19 protein-coding genes and 1 tRNA gene are annotated in these 20,550 nt (G+C 64.3%); 15 read left to right on the top strand and 5 right to left on the bottom strand.

The features are described 5' to 3' along the window. Genes BGO80_RS10795 through BGO80_RS10785 form a run of 3 tightly spaced genes read left to right on the top strand, consistent with a single transcriptional unit; the run spans window position 1 to window position 2,029 of the window. The gene (locus tag BGO80_RS10795; protein WP_286721427.1) at window positions 1–597 is read left to right on the top strand and encodes a YdeI/OmpD-associated family protein; all 597 of its coding nucleotides are present in this window, start codon (window positions 1–3) and stop codon (window positions 595–597) included. Continuing rightward, window positions 597–1,136, top strand: coding sequence for a DUF1697 domain-containing protein (locus tag BGO80_RS10790; RefSeq protein WP_286721426.1), 540 nt, complete (start codon window positions 597–599; stop codon window positions 1,134–1,136). The genes BGO80_RS10795 and BGO80_RS10790 overlap by 1 nt, the downstream gene beginning before the upstream one ends. Continuing rightward, complete coding sequence (locus tag BGO80_RS10785) at window positions 1,133–2,029, top strand: ribokinase (protein WP_286721425.1); 897 nt, start codon at window positions 1,133–1,135, stop codon at window positions 2,027–2,029. The genes BGO80_RS10790 and BGO80_RS10785 overlap by 4 nt, the downstream gene beginning before the upstream one ends. 5 nt (window positions 2,030–2,034) lie before the next feature. Here BGO80_RS10785 and BGO80_RS10780 read toward each other — a convergent pair whose 3' ends face one another. The 3 genes from BGO80_RS10780 to BGO80_RS10770 all read right to left on the bottom strand — a co-directional run bounded on the left by BGO80_RS10780 (window position 2,035) and on the right by BGO80_RS10770 (window position 4,569). Further along, the gene (locus BGO80_RS10780; RefSeq protein ID WP_286721424.1) at window positions 2,035–3,723 is read right to left on the bottom strand and encodes an alpha/beta hydrolase; all 1,689 of its coding nucleotides are present in this window, start codon (window positions 3,721–3,723) and stop codon (window positions 2,035–2,037) included. Window positions 3,724–3,894: 171 nt separating this feature from the next. After that, a tRNA-Ala gene (locus BGO80_RS10775) sits at window positions 3,895–3,970 on the bottom strand. A 197-nt stretch (window positions 3,971–4,167) separates the two neighbouring features. Further along, complete coding sequence (locus BGO80_RS10770; protein ID WP_286721423.1) at window positions 4,168–4,569, bottom strand: TIGR02300 family protein; 402 nt, start codon at window positions 4,567–4,569, stop codon at window positions 4,168–4,170. Window positions 4,570–4,764: 195 nt separating this feature from the next. On the opposite strand from BGO80_RS10770, the gene BGO80_RS10765 reads away from it, so the two are divergent. From BGO80_RS10765 to trpA, 8 genes are all read left to right on the top strand, one after another. Continuing rightward, entirely contained in the window at window positions 4,765–5,418 is a 654-nt protein-coding gene (locus tag BGO80_RS10765; RefSeq protein WP_126148990.1) for a (d)CMP kinase, read from the top strand. A 179-nt stretch (window positions 5,419–5,597) separates the two neighbouring features. After that, window positions 5,598–7,307 (top strand): 30S ribosomal protein S1, encoded by a 1,710-nt coding sequence (rpsA, locus tag BGO80_RS10760; protein ID WP_126148989.1) that lies wholly within the window; start codon window positions 5,598–5,600, stop codon window positions 7,305–7,307. A 73-nt stretch (window positions 7,308–7,380) separates the two neighbouring features. Continuing rightward, window positions 7,381–7,887 (top strand): GNAT family N-acetyltransferase, encoded by a 507-nt coding sequence (locus tag BGO80_RS10755; RefSeq protein WP_286721422.1) that lies wholly within the window; start codon window positions 7,381–7,383, stop codon window positions 7,885–7,887. 98 nt (window positions 7,888–7,985) lie between these two features. Continuing rightward, on the top strand, window positions 7,986–8,267 hold the full coding sequence (locus tag BGO80_RS10750) for an integration host factor subunit beta (RefSeq protein WP_126148987.1): 282 nt from the start codon (window positions 7,986–7,988) through the stop codon (window positions 8,265–8,267). 46 nt (window positions 8,268–8,313) lie between these two features. Continuing rightward, entirely contained in the window at window positions 8,314–8,679 is a 366-nt protein-coding gene (locus BGO80_RS10745; protein ID WP_126148986.1) for a lipopolysaccharide assembly protein LapA domain-containing protein, read from the top strand. Between the two features lie 58 nt (window positions 8,680–8,737). Next, window positions 8,738–9,385: a phosphoribosylanthranilate isomerase gene (locus BGO80_RS10740; protein ID WP_286721421.1), complete on the top strand. Its 648-nt coding sequence runs from the start codon at window positions 8,738–8,740 to the stop codon at window positions 9,383–9,385. A 43-nt stretch (window positions 9,386–9,428) separates the two neighbouring features. Next, on the top strand, window positions 9,429–10,646 hold the full coding sequence (gene trpB / locus BGO80_RS10735; RefSeq protein WP_126148984.1) for a tryptophan synthase subunit beta: 1,218 nt from the start codon (window positions 9,429–9,431) through the stop codon (window positions 10,644–10,646). 112 nt (window positions 10,647–10,758) lie between these two features. After that, complete coding sequence (gene trpA, locus BGO80_RS10730) at window positions 10,759–11,583, top strand: tryptophan synthase subunit alpha (protein ID WP_126148983.1); 825 nt, start codon at window positions 10,759–10,761, stop codon at window positions 11,581–11,583. 7 nt (window positions 11,584–11,590) lie between these two features. Here trpA and BGO80_RS10725 read toward each other — a convergent pair whose 3' ends face one another. Both BGO80_RS10725 and BGO80_RS10720 read right to left on the bottom strand, forming a co-directional pair. After that, window positions 11,591–11,893 carry an addiction module antidote protein gene (locus tag BGO80_RS10725; protein ID WP_286721416.1) on the bottom strand — a complete coding sequence of 101 codons (303 nt, stop codon included), beginning with the start codon at window positions 11,891–11,893 and terminating at the stop codon, window positions 11,591–11,593. 4 nt (window positions 11,894–11,897) lie between these two features. Then, window positions 11,898–12,194, bottom strand: coding sequence for a type II toxin-antitoxin system RelE/ParE family toxin (locus BGO80_RS10720; RefSeq protein ID WP_286721414.1), 297 nt, complete (start codon window positions 12,192–12,194; stop codon window positions 11,898–11,900). 183 nt (window positions 12,195–12,377) lie between these two features. Here BGO80_RS10720 and BGO80_RS10715 point away from each other — a divergent pair, with 183 nt between their 5' ends. The 4 genes from BGO80_RS10715 to addA all read left to right on the top strand — a co-directional run bounded on the left by BGO80_RS10715 (window position 12,378) and on the right by addA (window position 20,545). Then, window positions 12,378–13,358 (top strand): acetyl-CoA carboxylase carboxyltransferase subunit beta, encoded by a 981-nt coding sequence (locus BGO80_RS10715; RefSeq protein WP_286721412.1) that lies wholly within the window; start codon window positions 12,378–12,380, stop codon window positions 13,356–13,358. A 64-nt stretch (window positions 13,359–13,422) separates the two neighbouring features. Continuing rightward, complete coding sequence (locus BGO80_RS10710) at window positions 13,423–14,115, top strand: nucleotidyltransferase family protein (protein WP_286721410.1); 693 nt, start codon at window positions 13,423–13,425, stop codon at window positions 14,113–14,115. Beyond that, window positions 14,112–17,129, top strand: coding sequence for a double-strand break repair protein AddB (gene addB, locus BGO80_RS10705; protein WP_286721408.1), 3,018 nt, complete (start codon window positions 14,112–14,114; stop codon window positions 17,127–17,129). Before BGO80_RS10710 ends, addB begins: the two co-directional genes overlap by 4 nt. Then, window positions 17,126–20,545, top strand: coding sequence for a double-strand break repair helicase AddA (gene addA / locus BGO80_RS10700; RefSeq protein ID WP_286721406.1), 3,420 nt, complete (start codon window positions 17,126–17,128; stop codon window positions 20,543–20,545). The genes addB and addA overlap by 4 nt, the downstream gene beginning before the upstream one ends. Window positions 20,546–20,550 lie beyond the last annotated feature (5 nt).

The following is a 20,550-nucleotide window of genomic DNA, read 5'->3' as shown; positions in this document are numbered from 1 at the left end:
ATGGCGCCCGTCATCGTCGCGACAGACAAGCTGCATGAATTCGTCGATTTCGATGCCTTTTATGCCTGGCTGGCCGCCAACCATGACAGCGCCGACGAGGTCTGGATCCGCATTTTCAAGAAGAGCGCCGGGCGAGCGACCATCACCCCGGTCGAGGCGATCGACGCCGTGCTCTGCTGGGGCTGGATCGACGCCATCAAGAAGAGCTGGGACGAGGTGTCCTATGTGCAGCGCTATTGTCCGCGCCGGCCGAAATCGGTGTGGAGCCAGGTCAATCGCGACAATGTCGCGCGGCTGGGCGAACAGGGGCTGATGACCGAACATGGCCTGGTCCATGTCGAGACGGCCAAGGCCGATGGCCGGTGGGATGCGGCTTACAAGACCACCCAGGACGCCCCGCCCGACCTGCTCGCGGCCATCGCCGAAAATCCCATGGCGCAGAAGACCTATGAGGGCCTGTCGGCGCAAAACCGTTTCGCGCTGATTTTCCGCACCAACAACCTCAAGACCGAGGCGGGGCGCAAGAAGAAGATTGCCGGCTTCGTCGAGATGCTGTCGCGGGGTGAAACCATCTATCCGCAAAAGGACAAGGGCTGATGGCGCTGTGGTTCGCCTTCCTGCGCGGCATCAATCTGGGCAAGCGGCAGATGAAGATGGCCGAGCTCAAGGCCTGCCTCGAGGGCGCGGGCCTTGGCAGCGTCAAGACGGTGCTGGCCAGCGGCAATGTGCGCTTTGAGGCCGAAGGCGACGCCGATGCTATCAGGAGCCAGCTCGAAAGCCTGATCGAGAAGCAGTTCGGCTTTGCCGTGGGCGTTGTCCTCCGCTCGGAGGCAGAGCTGCAGGCCATGCACGCTAGGCATCCCTTTGGTCGGCTCGATTCCGCGGCCGATGTCACCCGGCATGTACTGATGTTCGACAGGCCCTTGCCGCAGGGGCTGTCCCTGCCCGACCGCCCGGGCCATACCGAGATCCTGCGCATGGATGCGCGCGAGATCTATATCGCCGGTTACCGTCAGCCCGACGGGCGCTATACCGAGGGGGTTGAGGGCGTCCTCAAGCCGCTCTATGACCGGCTCGACAAGAATGCGCTCGACACGATGCGCAACTGGAACACCATGGAAAAGATGCTGAAATGATCACCGTATTCGGCTCCACCAATCTCGATCAGATCGGCACCGTTCCGCGCCTGCCCAAGCCGGGCGAGACCGTTGCCGGCGGCACTTTCTCCATGGCGGCCGGTGGCAAGGGCGCCAACCAGGCTTTGGCCGCGCGCCGCGCCGGCGCCGAAGTGCGCCATGTCTCGGCAGTGGGCGAGGATGCCTTCGCGCCGCTGGCACTCGACCTCTTGGAAGAGGGCGGTGTCGATCTCAGCCATCTGCGCAAGGCCGATACGGCCACCGGCATTGCCATGATTTTCGTCGATGCCGAAGGCGAAAACGTCATTGCCATCCTGCCGGGCGCCAATGGCACGGTCAGCGCCGCGGATGCCGAGCGCGGCCTGAGCGATCTCAAGGCCGGCGACGTGGTGCTGGTACAGCAGGAAGTGCCGCAAGCCGCCTCCCGCCGGGCGCTCGAAATCGCCCGCCAGAAAGGCGCGACCAGCCTTTTCAACACTGCGCCCTTCCTGGATGACACGCCGGAGCTGGCAGCGCTCGCTGATATCGTCGTCGCCAATGAAACCGAGTTTGCCTTGCTCTCGGGCCGCCCTATCGAAGAACTCGATGCGGCGATGAGCGAGTGGGTGGAGCGCACCGGCACCACCATCGTGGTGACCCTGGGCCCTGAAGGCGCACGTGCCCGCACGCCCGATGGGGCCATTGCCGTGCCTGCCCACAAGGTGACGCCGGTCGACACGGTTGGCGCCGGCGACACCTTTTGCGGCTATCTGGGGGCAGCGCTCGAAGCCGGGCACGACCTCGAAACTGCGCTGCGCCGTGCCGCCGTGGCGGGGAGCCTCGCCTGTCTCAAGTCTGGCGCCCAGCCAGCCATTCCGATGAAGGCCGATGTCGACGCCATCGCTGGCGCCTGAGATTCTTACGGCTGGTTCTCGCGGAACCAGCCGCCTTCGATGACGTGCCGATCGCCATGGCGGGTGATTTTTGCCCGCAGGGTGGCAAGGCTTTCCTCCGTCCATCCCTGAGGCGCGGTGACGGCCACCCAGCCATCGAAATAGTCCTGCGGCGCATAGACATGGCCGAAGCCGATCGGCGCCGTCTGGGCCAAGGCCATGTCGAGCGCCACCTGCAGGAAGGTGACCACCGGATACCAGTTGAGCAGCGGTGACACCGAGGGTGCGCGCACCCCGCTCAGCCATTCCGGCTCGCGATAGAGCATGGCCGGTTCGAAGAAGACGATCGGGTCGGACGGATATTGCAAAAAGACGATGCGCATCCGGCCCCAGCTTTCGCCGGCATCGAGGTCTGCGCCGCGATTGGCAAAGCGCAGGGTCGAGCCGTCGCCCAGATGCGGCCGCCAGACCGGCGTGTTCTGGTTGCGGCTGCGCGTCGCCGACTGCCAGGTCTGCGAGGCGAAGGGCGGCCCTACCCACAAAGCGCCGTCGAAAGGATCATCCAAAATGTCGTAAAGCGCCGTCGAGGCGGCCGAGCTATAGGCGCCCAGACTCAGCCCATGAAGATAGAGTTTGGGACGCGTCGCTGCCGGCATGGCGTGCCAGCGCTTGTAGACGGCGTTGAACAGCGCCCGCCCGGTCTCCACCCCGACATCGGGCTCGGACACCAGCGACAGCCAGCTGGTGAGGTAGGAATATTGCACGGCGACGCTCGCCACATCGCCATGATGCAGCATTTCCAGCGTGTCGATGGCGGCCGGCTCCACCCAGCCAGTCCCGACCGGCATGATCAGCACCAGGATCGAGCGATCAAAGGCCCCGACCCGGTCCATTTCCGCCAGCGCCAGGGCGGCGCGTTCTTCGGGCGTTTCTGCGGAGCGCAATCCGACATAGACGCGCAATGGTGTCTCTGCCGGGGCGCCGGTCAGGTCCGCGATCTCGTCGCTGCTGGGCCCGGCTTCGACATAGACCCGCGCATCGATGCCGATCGTCTGCCAATCGACCAGCGAGGCGGCACTGCCCGATTTCCAGGCGTCGACCGGCGGCGGATCGGAAATGCCGACCAGGCGATCGAAATTGCCGTAGAATCGGTCGGCGGCGTAAAGCAGGCCGCGCGCGACGACACCATTGCCGATGCTGGCGGTCACAATGCCAACCAGGATCATGGCGCCCAACAGCGCCACACGCGGGGGAATGGCGCGCGCAAACCAGGCGCTGATGGAGCGGACGCCGCTGACGATGATGGTGCCCAGCCCGATCAGCAACGCCGCCGGGACCACGGCGATGGCCGCCACGAACCAGGGCTGGCGCGCCTCGACCGGCGCTATCCCCATGCCGGCGCGAATGGAATTCTGCCAGCCCGGGGAAAACCACAGAAAGGCCAGCGCCAGAATCAGGCAGCCACAGGCACAGGCACGCCCGACCCCGCGCGCTACCCGCCGATTGGGCCAGCGCAGCTCGAGAAAATTCCACAACCATTCGAGAAACACCCCGATTCCATAGCCGGCCGCGAAGGTGCAGCCGCAAAGCACGCCCTGCACGGCAAAATGACGGGGAATCAGCGATGGGGTCAGCGACAGCGCAAAAAACAGCAGCCCCACCAGCCAGCCGCCGGTCGAAATAGTATCGAGCCGCCGACCAAGCCAGCGGCGCATAAGCACGGGAGTTGGAAGCGGACGGGACGACACGAAGAGAGGAATGCCTCTCGCTGGGGAACACCCCGCCACTATAGCCACCGACGCCAAGCGGACAACCGAAAGGCCAGCCGGATATGCCAGCACGCCGCGCCGTTTCGCCGCAATGCACTATCGATTTCAGGAAGGAAATGGTGGAGCCAAGCGGGATCGAACCGCTGACCTCTTGCATGCCATGCAAGCGCTCTCCCAGCTGAGCTATGGCCCCATCCGGACAAGGCCGGCGGGGTTGAAATCAACCGTGCGCACAACACCTTGCGGTAGTTTGTTTGGGTTCGTCCGGGTCATTCCCGTCCGAAGCGAGGCGGAACCTATTGGATGATTTCGCCTGATGCAAGTGCCTAAATGACACTTTTTTTCATCCGCCGGACATTTTCCACGTCCGGCGGAAAAAGCGCAATGAAATCAGCGGTCTTCGTCGTCGCCGACGTCGAAGCCTATATCGTCGTCTTCATCGTCTTCGTCTTCGAGGAACACGTCTTCCTCGTCGTCGCCCAGGTCTTCGTCGACCTCGACGTCCTCGACTTCGGGGATGTCTTCCTCGCCGCCTTCTTCAGCGTCGGCCTCTTCGAGGCTGACGATTTCGGGGCCTGCGGTTTCCTCGACCTCGTCTTCTTCTTCCAGCTCGTCCTCATCATCCACCTTGCGGGTGGTGACGGGGCTGGCCTTGCCGGTCAGCTGTTCGAAGAAGGACCGCGGATAGCTCTTGCCCGTATAGGGCGAGACGATCGGGTCCATGTTCAGGTCATAGAACTTCTTGCCGGTATCGGGATCGGTCCGCTTGGTCCCGCGCTCGCTATTGGCCATTTCTCATGCCTCGTGGAATGTAAGAAGGTGAGGCGCGCATAAGTGCCGCGTGCGCCTATTTCGGTCAGTCCGGTTAGGAGTAAAGCCGGGCCCTGTCAAACGCAAAATGCGTGCCGATGCGCCTGGGCCTTGCCCCGCCCTGCTGCTGCGGCTATCGCCTTGGGCGTCGAATAGTGACTGCGGAGAACAGGTGCAATGATCATTGCGGTAGACGGACCGGCCGCATCGGGCAAGGGAACCCTGGCCAGCGGGCTGGCCGGGCACTATGGCCTGCCCCATCTCGATACCGGCCTGCTCTATCGTGCGGTGGGACTGGCCGTGGCCGACACGGCCGATCGTCCGGAGTTCGAACAGGCCGCCATCGCAGCCGCCAAGGCGCTCGATACATCGCACCTCGTGGACCGCGAGGCCCTGACCTCGGCCGAAGCCGGGGTGCTGGCCTCCAAGGTCGCCGTCTTTGCCGGGGTTCGGGCGGCGCTCTTCGATTTTCAGCGGGCCTTTGCCACCCAGAAGGGCGGCGCGGTGCTCGATGGGCGCGATATCGGCACCAAGATCTGCCCCGATGCCGATGTAAAACTGTTCATCCAGGCCGACAGCAAGGCGCGCATGGAGCGCCGGGCGCGCCAATTGGAGAAGCGCGGCGTGGTGGTGGATCGCTATGCGCTCTATCACCAGATCGAAGAGCGGGATGCCCGCGACATGCTCAATCCCCATGGCGGCTTTTACAAAGCTGATGACGCGCACTTGCTCGACACCACGCTTATGGGTATAGAGGCCGCACTCCGCGCTGCCATCGAGATCGTCGATCGCACCATGGCGCTCAAGGCAGGGGGGCAAAGCCCCTCCTAATTTCCTCCTTGGGGCCAGTGCCACGCCGCTCAGCCAAACCGATGGCCCGGATATCAGAACACACAGATCGTCCTGTTCGTGAACCGGTGCTCCGTGCGCCGGCTTTAGCATTTCGCTGAAGCGGACCCGGCTTCCGACAGGATCCAACACCCCAACCACCGGCGCACCGGAGAAAAAATTTGGCACAGCAAACTGTGACGAAAGACGATTTTGAATCGATGCTGCTCGACAGCTTTGTCGACAACGATGCCGCTGAGGGCACTGTCGTCAAGGGCCGCGTCGTCGCGATCGAGAAGGACCTGGCGATCATCGACGTCGGTCTCAAGACTGAAGGCCGCGTGCCGCTGAAGGAATTCGGCCAGGCCGGCCGCGACGGCACCATCGCCGTCGGTTCGGAAGTGGAAGTCTATGTCGACCGCGTCGAGAACGCTGCTGGCGAGGCCGTCCTCTCCCGCGAAAAGGCCCGCCGTGAAGAGAGCTGGGTCAAGCTCGAAGAGAAGTACAACGCCAATGAGCGCGTTGAAGGCACCATCTTCAACCAGGTCAAGGGTGGTTTCACCGTCGATCTGGAAGGCGCCGTGGCCTTCCTGCCGCGTTCGCAGGTCGACATCCGTCCGATCCGCGATATCGCGCCGCTCATGAACGTGCCGCAGCCGTTCCAGATTCTGAAGATGGACAAGCGTCGCGGCAATATCGTCGTCTCGCGTCGTGCCATTCTCGAGGAATCGCGCGCCGAACAGCGTTCGGAAATCGTCCAGCAGCTCGAAGAGGGCCAGGTTGTCGACGGCGTGGTCAAGAACATCACCGATTACGGTGCGTTCGTTGACCTCGGCGGCATTGACGGCCTGCTGCACGTCACCGACATCGCATGGCGTCGCGTCAACCACCCGTCCGAAGTGCTCACGATCGGCGAGACCATCAAGGTCCAGATCGTTCGCATCAACCACGAATCGCACCGCATCAGCCTCGGCATGAAGCAGCTGCAGGCCGATCCGTGGGAAGGCATCGAAGCCAAGTACCCGATCGAAGCCAAGTTCACCGGCCGCGTGACCAACATCACCGATTACGGTGCCTTCGTCGAACTGGAGCCGGGCATCGAAGGCCTGATCCACGTTTCGGAGATGAGCTGGACCAAGAAGAACGTCCATCCGGGCAAGATCGTCTCGACCTCCCAGGAAGTCGACGTGGTCGTGCTCGAAGTCGATCCGGACAAGCGCCGCATCTCGCTGGGCCTCAAGCAGACCCTGCAGAATCCGTGGGAAGCCTTTGCCGACAAGCACCCGGTTGGCTCCACCATCGAAGGCGAAGTCAAGAACAAGACCGAATTCGGCCTGTTCATCGGCCTCGAAGGCGATGTGGACGGCATGGTTCACCTGTCCGATCTCGACTGGCAGAAGTCCGGTGAAGTCGCTCTCGACGACTATAACCGTGGCGACATGGTCAAGGCCAAGGTTCTCGATGTCGACGTCGACAAGGAACGCATCAGCCTCGGGATCAAGCAGCTCGCTGCCGATGATCTGGCCGACAATTCCGCCAGCAACGAGCAGGGCGGTCTGCGCAAGAATGCCGTGGTGACCACCGAAGTCATCGAAGTCAACGATGGGGGCATTGAAGTCCGTATCGCCGACAGCGAAGTCACCGCCTTCATCCGTCGCGCCGATCTCTCCCGCGATCGCAACGACCAGCGTCCGGAGCGTTTCTCCAAGGGCGAGAAGGTCGACGCACGCGTCACCCAGTACGACCGCAAGACCGGCCGCATCCAGCTCTCGATCAAGGCGCTCGAAATCGCCGAAGAGAAGGAAGCCGTGGCTGCCTATGGTTCGTCCGATTCGGGCGCTTCGCTCGGCGACATCCTGGGCGCAGCCCTCAAGGGTCGCGACGACAAGTAAGCGTTTTCGCTGATTACCTTTGCGACCCGCGCCAGCTCTGGCGCGGGTCGTTTTGTTGAGAAGGACATGTTCGATGCAGCATCGCGACGTCGCCTGGCGCTCCATGACCGGCTATGATCTGGCCAGCGTCTCCGAGATTGCGGGCAAGGTGCATCCGGGCTTTTTTGAAGCCGACGCGGTGCTGGCCGAAAAATTCGCCCTCTACCGCAACGGATGTTATCTCTTTGAAATCTCCGAGCGGCCGGCGGGCTATGTGCTGAGCCATCCGTGGAGGCGTGGGTCGCTGCCGGCGCTCAACACGCTGATGGGGCAGTTGCCCGAGCACGCCGACAGTTTCTACATCCATGATCTGGCGCTCCTGCCGATGGCGCGCGGCGTCGGGGCGGCGGGTCAGATTGTCGCGGCGCTGGCCAAGCACGCCCAGGCCCAGGGCTTTGCGACCATGAGTCTCGTGGCGGTCAACAATTCCATTCCCTTCTGGCAGCGGCAGGGCTTTGAGGTCGAAGACCGGCCGGAACTGGCCGACAAGCTCGCCGGATATGAGGACACGGCCCGCTACATGATCCGGCCGCTGGACTGAGCGCTTCGCATGAGCGCACGCGCTTGACGGGTCGCCCCGGCTTTGGCAGGTTGGCCTAACCCCTGAACAGGGGATCGGCGTGAGGACCGGAGCCTTTCATGATCAAGTCGGAACTTGTCGAGAAGCTCGCCGCGGAGAACCCGCACCTGTTTCAGCGCGACATCGAAAACATCGTCAATGCCATCCTCGATGAGATCGGCGACGCCATGGCGCGCGGCGATCGGGTGGAGTTGCGCGGCTTCGGTGCCTTCTCGGTCAAGAACCGCCCCGCCCGTGTCGGCCGCAATCCCCGCACCGGCGAACAGGTCGATGTGGGCGAGAAATATGTGCCGCAGTTCAAGGCGGGCAAGGAAATCCGCGAGCGGCTGAACAAGTCCTGAGACCCTTGGGGGCGGAAAACGTCCCCGGGCACGAGTGGAATACCCAATGGTCAAGAAAATCATCGGCTGGTTGGTGCTGGTGCCGCTTTGTCTGGCACTGATCGCCTTTGCCTTGGCCAATCGACACCTCGTTGCCGTCAATCTCAACCCCTTCGCCGCGCCGGCACAGCTCGACCCGGCCACCGGCTACGGTATCCCGCTCTTCGTCGTGCTCTATATCGTGCTGCTCATTGGCGTGCTGATGGGCGGCATTGCCACCTGGTTCGCCCAGTCCGAGCATCGCCGCCGCGAACGGCACTGGCGCAAGGAAACCCAGATCCTGACCACCGAGGTCGAGACCCTGCGCCGCCGCAGTGGCGAGCGCCCGGCCAGCCCGGCAAACGATCTCGACGACCTTCTGGAGTTGCGGTGATGGACGGCGCCGCAACTTTCACCACCTCCCACACCGATCCCTCGAGTCCGGCGCCCACATGAGCGATCCCTTGATCGTCAAGATCTGCGGCATCAAGACCCTCGACCTGCTCGAAACCACCATTGCGGCCGGCGCCGACATGGTTGGCTTCATGCATTTCCAGCGGTCGCCACGCCACGTTTCCATCGAAGACCTTGCCGGGCTGATCTCAGCCGCGCGCGGCCGCATCGAAAGCTGCGTGGTTCTGGTCAATCCCGACAATAGTTGCGTCGCGGAAGTGGCGGCGCTGGGGCCGGACTGGATTCAACTGCATGGGCCGGAAAGTCCGCACCGCGTCGAGGCCATCCGCGCCGAGGCCGGAGTGGAAATCATGAAGGCCCTGCCCATCGGCTCGGCCGACGATGTCGCCCATGTCGCCGGCTTCCTCGATGTCGCCGATCGCATTCTGCTCGACGCCAAGCCGCCCAAGGGCGCTGACCGTCCCGGCGGGCTGGGCGAGAGCTTTGACTGGCAATTGCTCAAAGCGCTTGACCCCTCCGTGCCCTTCATGCTTTCCGGGGGCCTGACGCCGGATAATGTGGCCCAGGCCGTGCGGGAGGTTCGACCTTTCGGGATCGATGTCTCCTCGGGGGTGGAAACCGCGCCGGGCGTCAAGAACAAGATGTTGATCGAGGCGTTCATCCGCAACGCGCGCTCAGCCGTATAGAGGGCTTTCGCCGGGATCATCTCGGCCAAGCCGAGAGGACGACATGGACGGCACCAACTCCCTGCGCAATGGCCCGGACGAACATGGCCGTTTCGGCATCTATGGCGGGCGCTTCGTCGCCGAGACGCTGATGCCGCTCATTCTCGACCTCGAGAAGGAATATCGCGCCGCCAAGGTCGACGAGGCCTATCTGGCCCAGATCAAGGACCTGGCCACCCATTATGTCGGCCGGCCCAGCCCGCTCTATTTCGCCCAGCGCGTCACCGAGCATCTGGGCGGCGCCAAGGTCTATCTCAAGCGCGAAGAGCTCAACCACACCGGAAGCCACAAGATCAATAATTGCCTGGGCCAGATTCTACTCGCCAAGCGCATGGGCAAGACAAGGGTCATCGCCGAAACCGGCGCCGGCCAGCATGGTGTCGCCACCGCCACGGTCTGCGCCAAGTTCGATCTGCCCTGCACCATCTTCATGGGCGCAACCGATGTCGAACGGCAGATGCCCAACGTGTTGCGCATGCGCATGCTGGGCGCCGAAGTCCGTCCGGTCACCGCCGGGGCCGGCACGCTCAAGGACGCCATGAACGAGGCGCTGCGCGACTGGGTGACCAATGTTGAGAGCACCTATTATCTCATCGGCACCGCCGCAGGCCCGCACCCCTATCCGGAAATGGTCCGCGATTTCCAGTCGGTGATCGGCACCGAAATCAAGGAACAGTTCCTCGCGCTCAAGGGCAAGCTGCCCGATGCTGTCGTTGCCTGTGTCGGCGGCGGCTCCAATGCCATCGGCACCTTCCATGCTTTTCTCGATGACGCCGATGTCGCCCTCTATGGCGCCGAAGCCGGTGGCCTTGGCATCGCGGTCGAGAACGGCCATGCCGCCTCGATGACCGGCGGCCGCCCCGGCGTCTTGCACGGCAACCGCACCTATCTGCTCCAGGATGACGACGGGCAGATTTTGGAGGGTCATTCGATCTCGGCCGGGCTCGACTATCCCGGTGTCGGCCCCGAGCACTCCTATCTGCACGATACCAAGCGCGTCACCTATGCGCCCATTACCGACACTGAAGCGCTCGAGGCTTTCCAACTGCTGACCAAGCTCGAAGGCATCATCCCGGCGCTGGAATCGGCACATGGCCTGGCGCAGCTGATGAAGATCGCGCCGACCATGGGCAAGGACCAGTCCATCGTCCTCTGCCTTTCCGGCCGCGGCGACAAGGACGTGGAAAGCGTCGGCAAATATCTGGGGCTTCTCAAGGCATGACCACCCGTATCGTCTTTACCTCGCCCTCTGGGGGAGAGGTCGGCGCAGCGCGCCGGGTGAGGGGGCCTGCTGCCTCTTTCCAGTTTCGGGGCAATCAATCAGGGGCCTTTGCATGACCACCCGTATCGACGCGCGCTTTGCCGCCTGCAAGGCCGAAAACCGCCCCGCACTCGTCACCTATGTAATGGCCGGCGATCCCGATCTCGGCACCGGCCAGGCCATTTTCAACGCCCTGCCGCAAGCAGGTGCCGATGTGATCGAACTGGGCATGCCCTTTTCCGACCCCATGGCGGATGGTGTCGCCATCCAGCTTGCTGCTCAGCGGGCGCTGGCCGCCGGACAGACCATGCTGGGCGTGCTCGGCATGGTGGAAGAGTTCCGCCGCAAGGACGAGACAACGCCCATCGTGCTCATGGGCTATTACAACCCCATCTATTCCTTCGGTGTCGACCGCTTCATCGCTGCAGCGAAAGAAGCCGGTGTCGATGGCCTCATCGTCGTCGACCTGCCGGCCGAGGAAGATGACGAGCTCTGCATTCCAGCCCTCAAGGCCGGGCTCAATTTCATTCGCCTGACCACGCCCACCACCGACGACAAGCGCCTGCCGGTGGTGCTCGCAAATACGTCGGGTTTTGTCTATTACGTCTCGATGAACGGGGTCACCGGCTCGGTGATCAAATCACGCGGCGCGGTGGGCGAGGCGGTGGATCGCATCAAGGCCCATACCAGCCTGCCCGTGGCCGTTGGCTTCGGCATCAAGACCGCCGAGGACGCCGCCGATATCGGCAAGCATGCCGACGGCATCGTGGTTGGCTCGGTGCTGGTCGACGCGGTGGCAAAATCGCTGGACAATGGCAAGGCCACCGACAAAACCGTCGCCGCCGTTCGCGACATCGTCGCCGATCTCGCGGGCGGTGTGAAACGGGCGCGGGGATAGGCTGCGGCTACGCAGCCGACTCGCCAGATTTGGCAACGAGGGTGAGCCGAAAGCCGAGGGCATCGGCCACCTTCGCGATAGTCTCCAGCTCCGGATTTCCTTCGCCGCTCAGAGCCTTGTAGAGCGTTTGCCGCGTAAAGCCCGTCCGTCGCGAGAGATCGGAAATGCCACGGGCCCGAGCCACCACGCCCAAGGCATGTGCCAATTCCTGCGCATTGCCGCTTTCAGTCGCGTCACTCACATAGGCAGCGATGGCATCCTCGTGGTCGAGGTAACGGGCAGGATCGAATTCACGGGTGCGTATACTCACGGTGCTAATCCCCAAGGGCTTTGGCAAGGCGCTTTGCCTGATCGATGTCGCGGCTCTGCGTGCTCTTGTCACCGCCGCATAGCAGTACAATCACAATGTCGCCGTGGCGGACGAAATAGACCCGGTATCCGGGTCCGTAATCGATCCGCAACTCGCTGATACCACCGCCAACCGGTTTCACATCGCCCGGATTTCTGGATGCCAAACGGGTTATCCGCCGCGCAATGCGGGCCCGGGCCACATTGTCACGCAGATTGAGCAACCAGTCCGAGAATATCTCCGTCTCACGGATTGTCAGCATGACAAACTGTAAACCATGGTTTACAAACATGCAAGTTGGCTGTGCAGGTCATACCAAACAGCTTTGTCGCGAAGGGTCTTTGCCCTATAGGCTTGCCCTGATAAGAATTGCCACAATTGACGACTACGTGATCGCCAAGCGTTTCAGGAAAATGCTCTCGAGATCACCGCGAAAGGCCGCGCCATGAACTGGATCGACAATTTCGTCCGCCCCAAAATCCGCTCGATCCTCAATCCCAAGCGGGAAACCCCGGAAAATCTCTGGGTCAAGGACCCCGAGTCCGGCGAGATGGTGTTCTATCGCGATCTCGAGGCCAATCAGTGGGTGGTCCCTAATTCGGGCTATCACATGAAGATCAAGCCGGTCGATCGGCTGGCGACCTTCCTCGATGATGGCAAGTATGATGTCGTGCCGGTGCCGTCGGCGCCGCAGGACCCGCTGAAATTCCGCGCCCAGAAGCGCTATGTCGACCAGCTCAAGGAAAACCGCGCCAAGACCGGCTATGACGATGCCGTGCTGGTAGCGACCGGCAAGCTTTATGAGCGCGCCGTGACCGTGGCGGTACAGGATTTCGACTTCCTCGCCGGCTCGCTCGGCATGGCCGCCGGCCAGGGCATCATCACCGGGCTCGAAACCGCGGTGCGGCTCAAGACCCCGTTCATTCTCTTCGTCGCCTCGGGCGGCGCGCGCATGCAGGAAGGCGTTCTCGGCCTCATGCAGATGCCGCGCACGACCGTCGCCGTGTCGCGCCTGCGCGAAGCGGGCCTGCCCTTCTTCGTGGTGCTGACCAATCCCACAACCGGCGGCGTCACCGCCTCCTATGCCATGTTGGGCGATGTGCATCTGGCCGAGCCCGGCGCCCTGATCGGCTTTGCCGGCCAGCGCGTCATCGAGCAGACCATTCGTGAAAAGCTGCCCAAGGGCTTTCAACGCTCCGAATATCTCTACCAGCACGGCATGGTGGATATGGTGGTGCATCGCCATAACCTGCGCCCCACGATCGGCTCGCTGGCGGGCATCCTGACCAAGGCGCCGGCCAATGACGCGCTGACCGCCGGCACGACAAGGGCCATCACCGCCCAGGCCAGCATGCGTGAAGCTGCTGTTGCCGCCGAAGGCGATGACGACATGACCCCTCCGGCCGGCGCCGCGCACGCCGAATAGGCCGGGCAGAGCAAGCACTGCGATCGGGCTGGACAGGTCCAGCCCGGACCGGTTCTATCGCCCCATGGAAAAGCCGGTTCGATTCCCCGATGTCATGTTGCTCGCTGCCGGCCACGGCATGCGGCTGCGGCCCCTGACCGAGACCATCCCCAAGCCGCTGGTTCCCGTCCTCGGCGTGCCGCTGATTGAGCGCGTCATGGCCGTGGCGCGCCATGAGGGCGCGACGCGCTTCGTGGCCAATGCCCATTATCGCGCCGACCAGCTGCTCGCCCATTTCGGCGGCCTGCTCAAGGTCAATCGCGAGCCCGAACTGCTCGAGACCGGCGGCGGCGTCAAGGCGGCGCTGCCCATGCTGGTGTCGGACCCGTTTTTCGTCATGAATACCGACGTCTTCTGGCTGCCGGGTGCCGATCGCCCGCTGTCGCGCATGCTGGCACGGCGCCAGACGGATGCGCAGATCGTGCTGCTCTGCGTGCAGCCGGGCCGGGCCACCGGCTTTGCCCGCAGCCATGATTTCTGCCTCGATCCCCATGGCCGCGTTACCCGCGACTGGGGCGCCCCGGTGATCTATGCCGGGGTGGCGCTCTTGGGCAAAGATCACTTCGCAGAGACGCCGGACGGGCCGTTTTCACTGAACCTGCTGCTCGACAAGGCGCTGGAGGATGAAAATCTCGTGGGTGTGGTGCTCGATACGCCCTGGTTCCATGTCGGAGATGTGGGGGCATTGGCCGAAACCGAGCGGATCCTTTCGGCATGAGCGTTTTTTCCATCGCCCCGCATGCGCCCTTCCTGCCGACGCTGGTCGCGGCGATCATGGATGGGCGGCTCACCGGGGACTGGCCGCGCAGCGGCCCGTTCTGGCTCAGCGACATCACCATCATCGTGCCCACCCAGCGCGCCCGGCAGAGCCTTGCTGAGGCCTTTGCGCGACATCCCCAGCATAGGGGCCTTCTGCCCGATATCCGCACCTTTGGCGGCGACGAGGGCGAGGAGGAGCCGTTCCTGCCGCCCTTCGACGTGCCGGCCCTACCCAAGGCAGCAAGCCCATTGCGGCGGCGCCTGGTGTTGTCGCAGCTGGTGGCCGCCTGGGCCCATAGCGATGCCGGGCGGCAGGCCTTTTCTACCCCACCCAGCGCCGCCGAAATCTTCTCCATGGCCGATTCGCTGGGGACCGTGCTCGACGATCTCAGTATCGAGGAGCGCACGCCCGCAAATATTGCCGCCATTGGCGAGGCGCTCTCGCAGGAGCTGGGTGCCTATTGGCAGCAGACCCTGACCTTTCTCGATATCGCGCTCACGGCCTGGCCGGCCTATCTGGCCGAGGCCGGGCTTGCCGATCCGGCGGCGCTGCGGGGCATCAGGCTCGATCGCCAGGCAGCGGCCGCGCCGCATCTTTTCGGCAACCGGCCGGTGATCGCGGCGGGGTCCACCGGCTCCATTCCCGCCACGGCGCGGCTTCTGGCCGCCATTGCCCGGCTGCCACGCGGCGCCGTGGTGCTGCCGGGGCTCGACATGGCGTTGACGGCTGAGGCCCTTGCCGATCTGCGCGACCCGACCCGCAATCCCCATGGCCATCCGCACTATGGGCTGGTGCATCTCCTGCCCATTCTGGGCGTCACCCCCGATGGCGTCACTGAACTGGCAGACGGCGAGCATCCGCGTACCAGGCTGATCAATCTGGCGCTGGCGCCGACCGACCAGACCGCCTTCTGGGCAGCGCACCGTCTTGATGAAGCGGCATTGCAGCAGGCCATTACCGGGCTCGCCGTGATCGAGGCCCGCACCGAGGACGAGGAAGGCCGCGCCATTGCCCTTGCGGCACGGGCGGCATTGGCCGAGGGCAAGAGCGTCGGGATCGTGACCCCGGACCGGAACCTCGCCCGGCGGATCGCGGCCGAACTGGCGCGTTTCGACATCATCATCGACGATGCCGCAGGCGCGCCATTGTTCCACGCCCCGGCCGGACGGCTGGCGCGGCAGGTGCTGCGGCTGGTGGCCAATCGCTGGGCTCCTGTCGATCTGATGGCGCTGTTGCGCAACCAGGCCTTTGGCCTGGGGCGTGAGCGCAAGACCATTGCCGAGCTGGCCGATGCCATCGAGTTGGGGCTGCTGCGCGGGCAAAGGCCGGGGCAGGGCGTCGACGGCCTGCTCATGGCGCTGGCCGCGCACACCGAGCAGACGTCTTCGCGCCGGGCCCGGCGGCTCAATGATACGGAGCGTGCCGATATCGCCGCCTTGTTCGCCGAGCTTGCACAGGCGCTCGCATCCCTCACCACGCTTTTGGCGACACCGCGCATCGATGCGTCGGCGCTGGCTGTGGCATTGTGGTCGGCGGTTGAACAGATTTCGGGGTCCTTGGCGCTCCGCGGCCGCGACGAGATGGCCGCCTGGGCCGAGGAAATGGCGCGCCTGCCGGGGCAGGGGCACCATTTTGCACCCATTGGGCTCGACGGCGTGCTCGCGACGCTGATGAGCGGCTATGAGGTGCGCAACCGCGAGCAGCGCCGCCAGGACATTGCCATCTGGGGGCAGTTGGAAGCGCGACTGATGCGCCCCGACCTGATGATCCTGGCCGGGCTCAACGAGGATGTGTGGCCCGCCGCTGCTGATCCCGGTCCCTGGCTCAGCCGCGGCATGCGCATTGTCGCCGGGCTCGAACCGCCGGAGCGCCAGCAGGGTCTTGCTGCCCACGATTTTGTCGAGGCGCTGGGCGCGCCCGAAGCCATTATCGCCTTTTCCAGCCGCATCGGCACCAGTCCGGCACTGCCGTCGCGCCTCGTACAGCGCGTCGATGCCTTTGCCGGCAGCGCCGTGGCCGAAATCCTGCGTCGGCGCGGGCGGCACTGGCTGCTGGCGGCGCGGCGGCTCGATGCGGTGGACTCTGTCAAACCCGCCTCGCGCCCCGAGCCCAATCCGCCGGTGAACAAACGGCCACGGCAATTGTCGGTGACCGAGATCGAGACGCTGATCCGCTCGCCTTATGACCTCTATGCGCGCCACGTCTTGGGCCTGCGCCCGCTCGATCCCCTGGGTGAAGACCCGGACATGCGCGAGCGCGGCACCATCATCCACGCCATCTTCTCCCGCTTCGTCAATGAAGGACATGACCCGCTGGCTGCAGATGCGCTGGAGCGGCTGATGACGATTGCCGGCGAGGAATTTTCCGGGCTCGAACATATCGGGGAACGTCGCGACATCTGGCTCAAACGCTTTGGAGTGGCTGCGGGGCAGTTCCTCGATTTCGAGCGGGACCGCGCGCCCCAGGTACGCCGCCGCCATGCCGAGATCGATGGCGCGCTGACGCTCAAACTGGACAAAGAGATCAAGGTGATCGGCCGCGCTGACCGGGTCGATGAACTGGTCGATGGCAGCCTTGAAATCCTCGATTTCAAGACCGGCTCGCCCCCGACCAAGAGGGCCATGACTGGTTTCGAGGCGCCGCAATTGCCGCTCGAAGCGGCGATAGCGCGGGCGGGCAGCATGGACAAGATCGCGGCCGCTGACACCAGCGCGCTCACCTATGTCAAGATCGGCCTGGGGCCCGAGGCCTTCAAGCCCAGCGCCTTCGCCACCGCGCCTGAGATGGATGTGATGGCCGTGGCCGACGAGATCAGCCGCCGCATGCAACGCCATATCGATCATTTCCTGCTGCGCCAGACGCCGATGCCGGCGCGGCTCCTGCCGCTCAAGACGCAGAGCTTTGCCGGCGCCTATGATCACCTGTCGCGCCTTGCCGAATGGACCGCCGTGGATGGGGAAGACGAGGCATGAGCGATCGTGGCAAGCTGACCGTCCCCTATAACACCAGCGACAGCCAGGCCCGGGCCAGCGATCCCCTACGCTCCATCTGGGTGGAGGCCAATGCCGGCTCGGGCAAGACCTATGTGTTGACGCGGCGGGTCTTGCGCCTGTTGCTGGCGGGGGTGCGGCCGCAATCGATTTTGTGCCTCACCTACACCAAGGCGGCCGCCGCCGAAATGCGCGGGCGCGTCGGGCGTGAACTGGCGCGCTGGGCAGTGGTCGAGCGCCACGAGCTTGCCAGCGAAATCGCCGGACTGACGGGCGCTGCCCCCGATGAAGTCGTGCTGGAAAAAGCCCGGACCCTGTTTGCGCGGGCGCTGGAAACGCCGGGCGGGTTGCGCATTCTCACCATCCACGCCTTTTGCGAAGCGGTGCTGCATCGCTTCCCCATCGAGGCCGGGGTGCCGTTTGACTTCAAGGTGATCGAGGACGATCAGCGCAATGCCATGGTCTTGGCGGCGCGCGAAGCGGTTCTGGCCGAGGGGCTGCGCGGTGGCGCCAATGCCGTCGCGGTGGAAACCCTTTTCGCCCTCATGACCGATACGGCCATCAAGGACGCCATCGACGCGGCGTTGGTCGAAGGCGCCAGGCTGAAGCCGGTGCTGGTCGATGTCGCCGCCGCCAGGCGCCGCCTTCAGGCTTTGGTGGGGCCTGTCGGCACGCTCGAGGCCATCACGGCGCGTTTTACCAGCGAAACCCTGCTCGGCCCCGGTGTTTTGGCGCGGCTGGTCGAGTGTCTCAAGGGCAGTCCGGAGGGCAGCCGCCGTTGCGTCGATCTCCTGGCCCGGCTCGATCCGCAGGCGCTTACCCAGGCCGGCCTGCGCGCCGCCTTCTTCACCGCCGAGGACAAGCCGCGCGCCGGCCTGATGACCAAGAAGGAAATCGAGGCTTTTCCGGAACTCTACGAGCTGCTGGTGGCCGAACAGGAACGGCTTCTGGCGCTGCAGACCGAACTGGCCGGCGCCTATCTGCTCGACCGCAGCTTTGCCGTGCTCGACGTGGTGGCGGCGGTCCATACCCGCTATGAAGCCGAAAAGCGTGGCCATGCGCTGCTCGATTTCGACGATCTTATCGAAAAGCTGGGCGATCTTTTCGACAACCGCGCTATCGCGCCCTGGGTGCAATACAAGCTCGATGCCGGCATCGACCATATCCTGGTCGATGAAAGCCAGGACACCAATGCCCAGCAATGGCGCGTGGTTAAGGCGCTGGCCGAGGAATTCTTCACCGGGGCCGGAGCGGTCACGCGGCCCCGGTCGATCTTTGCGGTGGGTGACCAGAAGCAGTCGATCTATTCCTTCCAGGGCGCGCAGCCGATCCTGTTCGGCACCGCCGGCCGCGACTTCGCGCAGCGGGCCAGGCAGGCCATGCAACTGTTCGAACAGGTCAAGCTCCATACCAGTTTTCGGACGCTGAGCGGCATTCTGGCGGCGGTCGACCTGGTCTGCGCCCGCCCCGATATCCAGAAGGCACTGCTGGCCGAGGACAAGGTTGGCCATGAGGCGGCCCGCATCCAGCCCGGTGGGCTGGTGTCGCTCTGGCCGCCTATCGCGCCACTCGATGCAGCGGCAAGCGATGGCGAATGGCCGAGAAAACCGCTCGATGCCGAGCCCAGCGCCCAGCGCCTCGTGGCCCAGCGCATTGCCAGGGAGATCCGCTCCTGGGTGGACACACAACGCCCGCTGGCCCAGCGCGGACGGGCGGTCAGGGCCGATGACGTGCTCATTCTCGTGCAGAAGCGCGGGCCCTTCTTCCAGGAAATCATCCGCGCGCTGCGGCTCGAAAACCTGCCCACGCCGGGCGCCGACCGGCTGGCGGTCACTGGCCATATCGCGGTCCTCGACCTCTTGGCTCTGATGGATGTGCTGCTCAATCCGGCGGAAAACCTGCAATTGGCGGCGCTGTTGCGCTCGCCGCTGTTCGATGTGTCCGAGGACGATCTCTATCGCTTGTCCGAAGGGCGCGCACCCGGCGAGACCCTGTGGCAGCGACTGATGGCCTCGGACCTCTCATCGGCGCAGGAGGCGGCGGGACGCTTGCGCGCCTGGCGGGCCGAACTCGATTTCGAGCGGCCCTTCGAATTCCTCGCTTCGGTGCTCTATGCCGGGGGTGGGCTCAGGCGCTTTCACGCCCGGCTGGGCACCGAGGTGGACGAGGTGCTCTCGGAAATCCTGGCGCTGGCCCTGGCCCATGAGCAGACGGAACAGCCGTCGCTGCAAGGGTTTGCGGCCGAACTGCGCCGCCGCTCGGTGACCATCAAGCGCGAGCTGACTGAAGCGGGCAATGGCGTGCGGGTGATGACGGTGCATGGCGCCAAAGGGCTTGAAGCGCCGATCGTCATTCTTGCCGATGCGGTGGCAAAGCCTTCGACGCAGCAGACCGGAAAGCCGGTCTATGTGGTCCCCGACCATCCCGGCCCCTTGCTGATCCATGCCCAGCGCGCCGAACAGCATGTGCCGCAAACCTCTGGGATCAAAGACGAAATCGACGGCAACCAGGCCGAGGAGTATTGGCGCCGGCTCTATGTGGCCATGACCCGGGCCGAGGACGAACTCTATGTCACCGGCGCCTTTAGCGGGCGCGGCAAGCCGGAAACCCAGCTGGTCGGCAGCTGGTACGAGGCCATCGACATGGGGCTGGCGCCTTCGGGCGAGCGTCTTGATGATGGCACGCTGGTCTATCCGCAGGCGCGGCCGGAACCGCTTGCTGTCGAGAAAAATGAAGTGAAACCAACAGCTTATGCGCCTGTCGCCTTACCCGAACCGGTACCGGCGCCAAAGGAAAAGCCGGTGATCTCGCCGTCACGGGCGGGGATTGCGCGGCCGCAAGTGCTTGAAAGCCTTGCCGAACAGGTGCGCGATGCCGAGGCGGCACGCAAGAGCGGGCTGGCCCTGCATGCGCTGCTGCAGCATCTGGGCCGCATCGATCCCACCGATTGGGAGCGGGTGGTGCCGCGGGCGCTGGAGACGTTGTTGCCCGACCACGGTCATGAACATGACCGCATTCTGAACAAAGCCTTAACCATTTTACGGCGGCCGGAACTGGGCCGACTCTTCGGCCCCGGCAGTCGCGCCGAGGTGCCGTTCCTGGTCGAAGCGCGACACCGCGGCGAAGCGGTGCGGCTATCGGGTCGGATGGACCGGCTGGTGGTTGACGAAGAGGGGGTGCTGGTGGTCGACTACAAGTCCGACGCCAATGCGCCAAATCGAGTCGCGGACGTGCCGGCGCGCTATCTCACGCAACTGGGCCTATATGCATTGGTTGCAGGTCAGCTTTTCCCGGGGCGCCCCATTTCGGCGGCAATTTTGTGGACCGAGTTGGAATCATTGATGAATCTGCCCGCCGCTCTGCTGGCCGAGGCGCGCGCCGACTTTACCCTTCTGTGATAGGT

It is taken from the genome of Devosia sp. 63-57 (assembly GCF_001899045.1).
Taxonomy (GTDB): Bacteria; Pseudomonadota; Alphaproteobacteria; order Rhizobiales; family Devosiaceae; genus Devosia; species Devosia equisanguinis.
This window is presented reverse-complemented; position numbering and strand designations above follow the sequence as displayed.

Excerpts from the sequence above, each read along its gene's own strand:
- BGO80_RS10795 (WP_286721427.1), top strand. The coding sequence starts at position 1 with ATGGCGCCCGTCATCGTCGCGACAGACAAGCTGCATGAATTCGTCGAT.
- BGO80_RS10790 (WP_286721426.1), top strand. The coding sequence starts at position 597 with ATGGCGCTGTGGTTCGCCTTCCTGCGCGGCATCAATCTGGGCAAGCGG.
- BGO80_RS10785 (WP_286721425.1), top strand. The coding sequence starts at position 1,133 with ATGATCACCGTATTCGGCTCCACCAATCTCGATCAGATCGGCACCGTT.
- BGO80_RS10780 (WP_286721424.1), bottom strand. The coding sequence starts at position 3,723 with ATGCGCCGCTGGCTTGGTCGGCGGCTCGATACTATTTCGACCGGCGGC.
- BGO80_RS10770 (WP_286721423.1), bottom strand. The coding sequence starts at position 4,569 with ATGGCCAATAGCGAGCGCGGGACCAAGCGGACCGATCCCGATACCGGC.
- BGO80_RS10765 (WP_126148990.1), top strand. The coding sequence starts at position 4,765 with ATGATCATTGCGGTAGACGGACCGGCCGCATCGGGCAAGGGAACCCTG.
- BGO80_RS10755 (WP_286721422.1), top strand. The coding sequence starts at position 7,381 with ATGCAGCATCGCGACGTCGCCTGGCGCTCCATGACCGGCTATGATCTG.
- BGO80_RS10750 (WP_126148987.1), top strand. The coding sequence starts at position 7,986 with ATGATCAAGTCGGAACTTGTCGAGAAGCTCGCCGCGGAGAACCCGCAC.
- BGO80_RS10745 (WP_126148986.1), top strand. The coding sequence starts at position 8,314 with ATGGTCAAGAAAATCATCGGCTGGTTGGTGCTGGTGCCGCTTTGTCTG.
- BGO80_RS10740 (WP_286721421.1), top strand. The coding sequence starts at position 8,738 with ATGAGCGATCCCTTGATCGTCAAGATCTGCGGCATCAAGACCCTCGAC.
- trpB (WP_126148984.1), top strand. The coding sequence starts at position 9,429 with ATGGACGGCACCAACTCCCTGCGCAATGGCCCGGACGAACATGGCCGT.
- trpA (WP_126148983.1), top strand. The coding sequence starts at position 10,759 with ATGACCACCCGTATCGACGCGCGCTTTGCCGCCTGCAAGGCCGAAAAC.
- BGO80_RS10720 (WP_286721414.1), bottom strand. The coding sequence starts at position 12,194 with ATGCTGACAATCCGTGAGACGGAGATATTCTCGGACTGGTTGCTCAAT.
- BGO80_RS10715 (WP_286721412.1), top strand. The coding sequence starts at position 12,378 with ATGAACTGGATCGACAATTTCGTCCGCCCCAAAATCCGCTCGATCCTC.
- BGO80_RS10710 (WP_286721410.1), top strand. The coding sequence starts at position 13,423 with ATGGAAAAGCCGGTTCGATTCCCCGATGTCATGTTGCTCGCTGCCGGC.
- addB (WP_286721408.1), top strand. The coding sequence starts at position 14,112 with ATGAGCGTTTTTTCCATCGCCCCGCATGCGCCCTTCCTGCCGACGCTG.
- addA (WP_286721406.1), top strand. The coding sequence starts at position 17,126 with ATGAGCGATCGTGGCAAGCTGACCGTCCCCTATAACACCAGCGACAGC.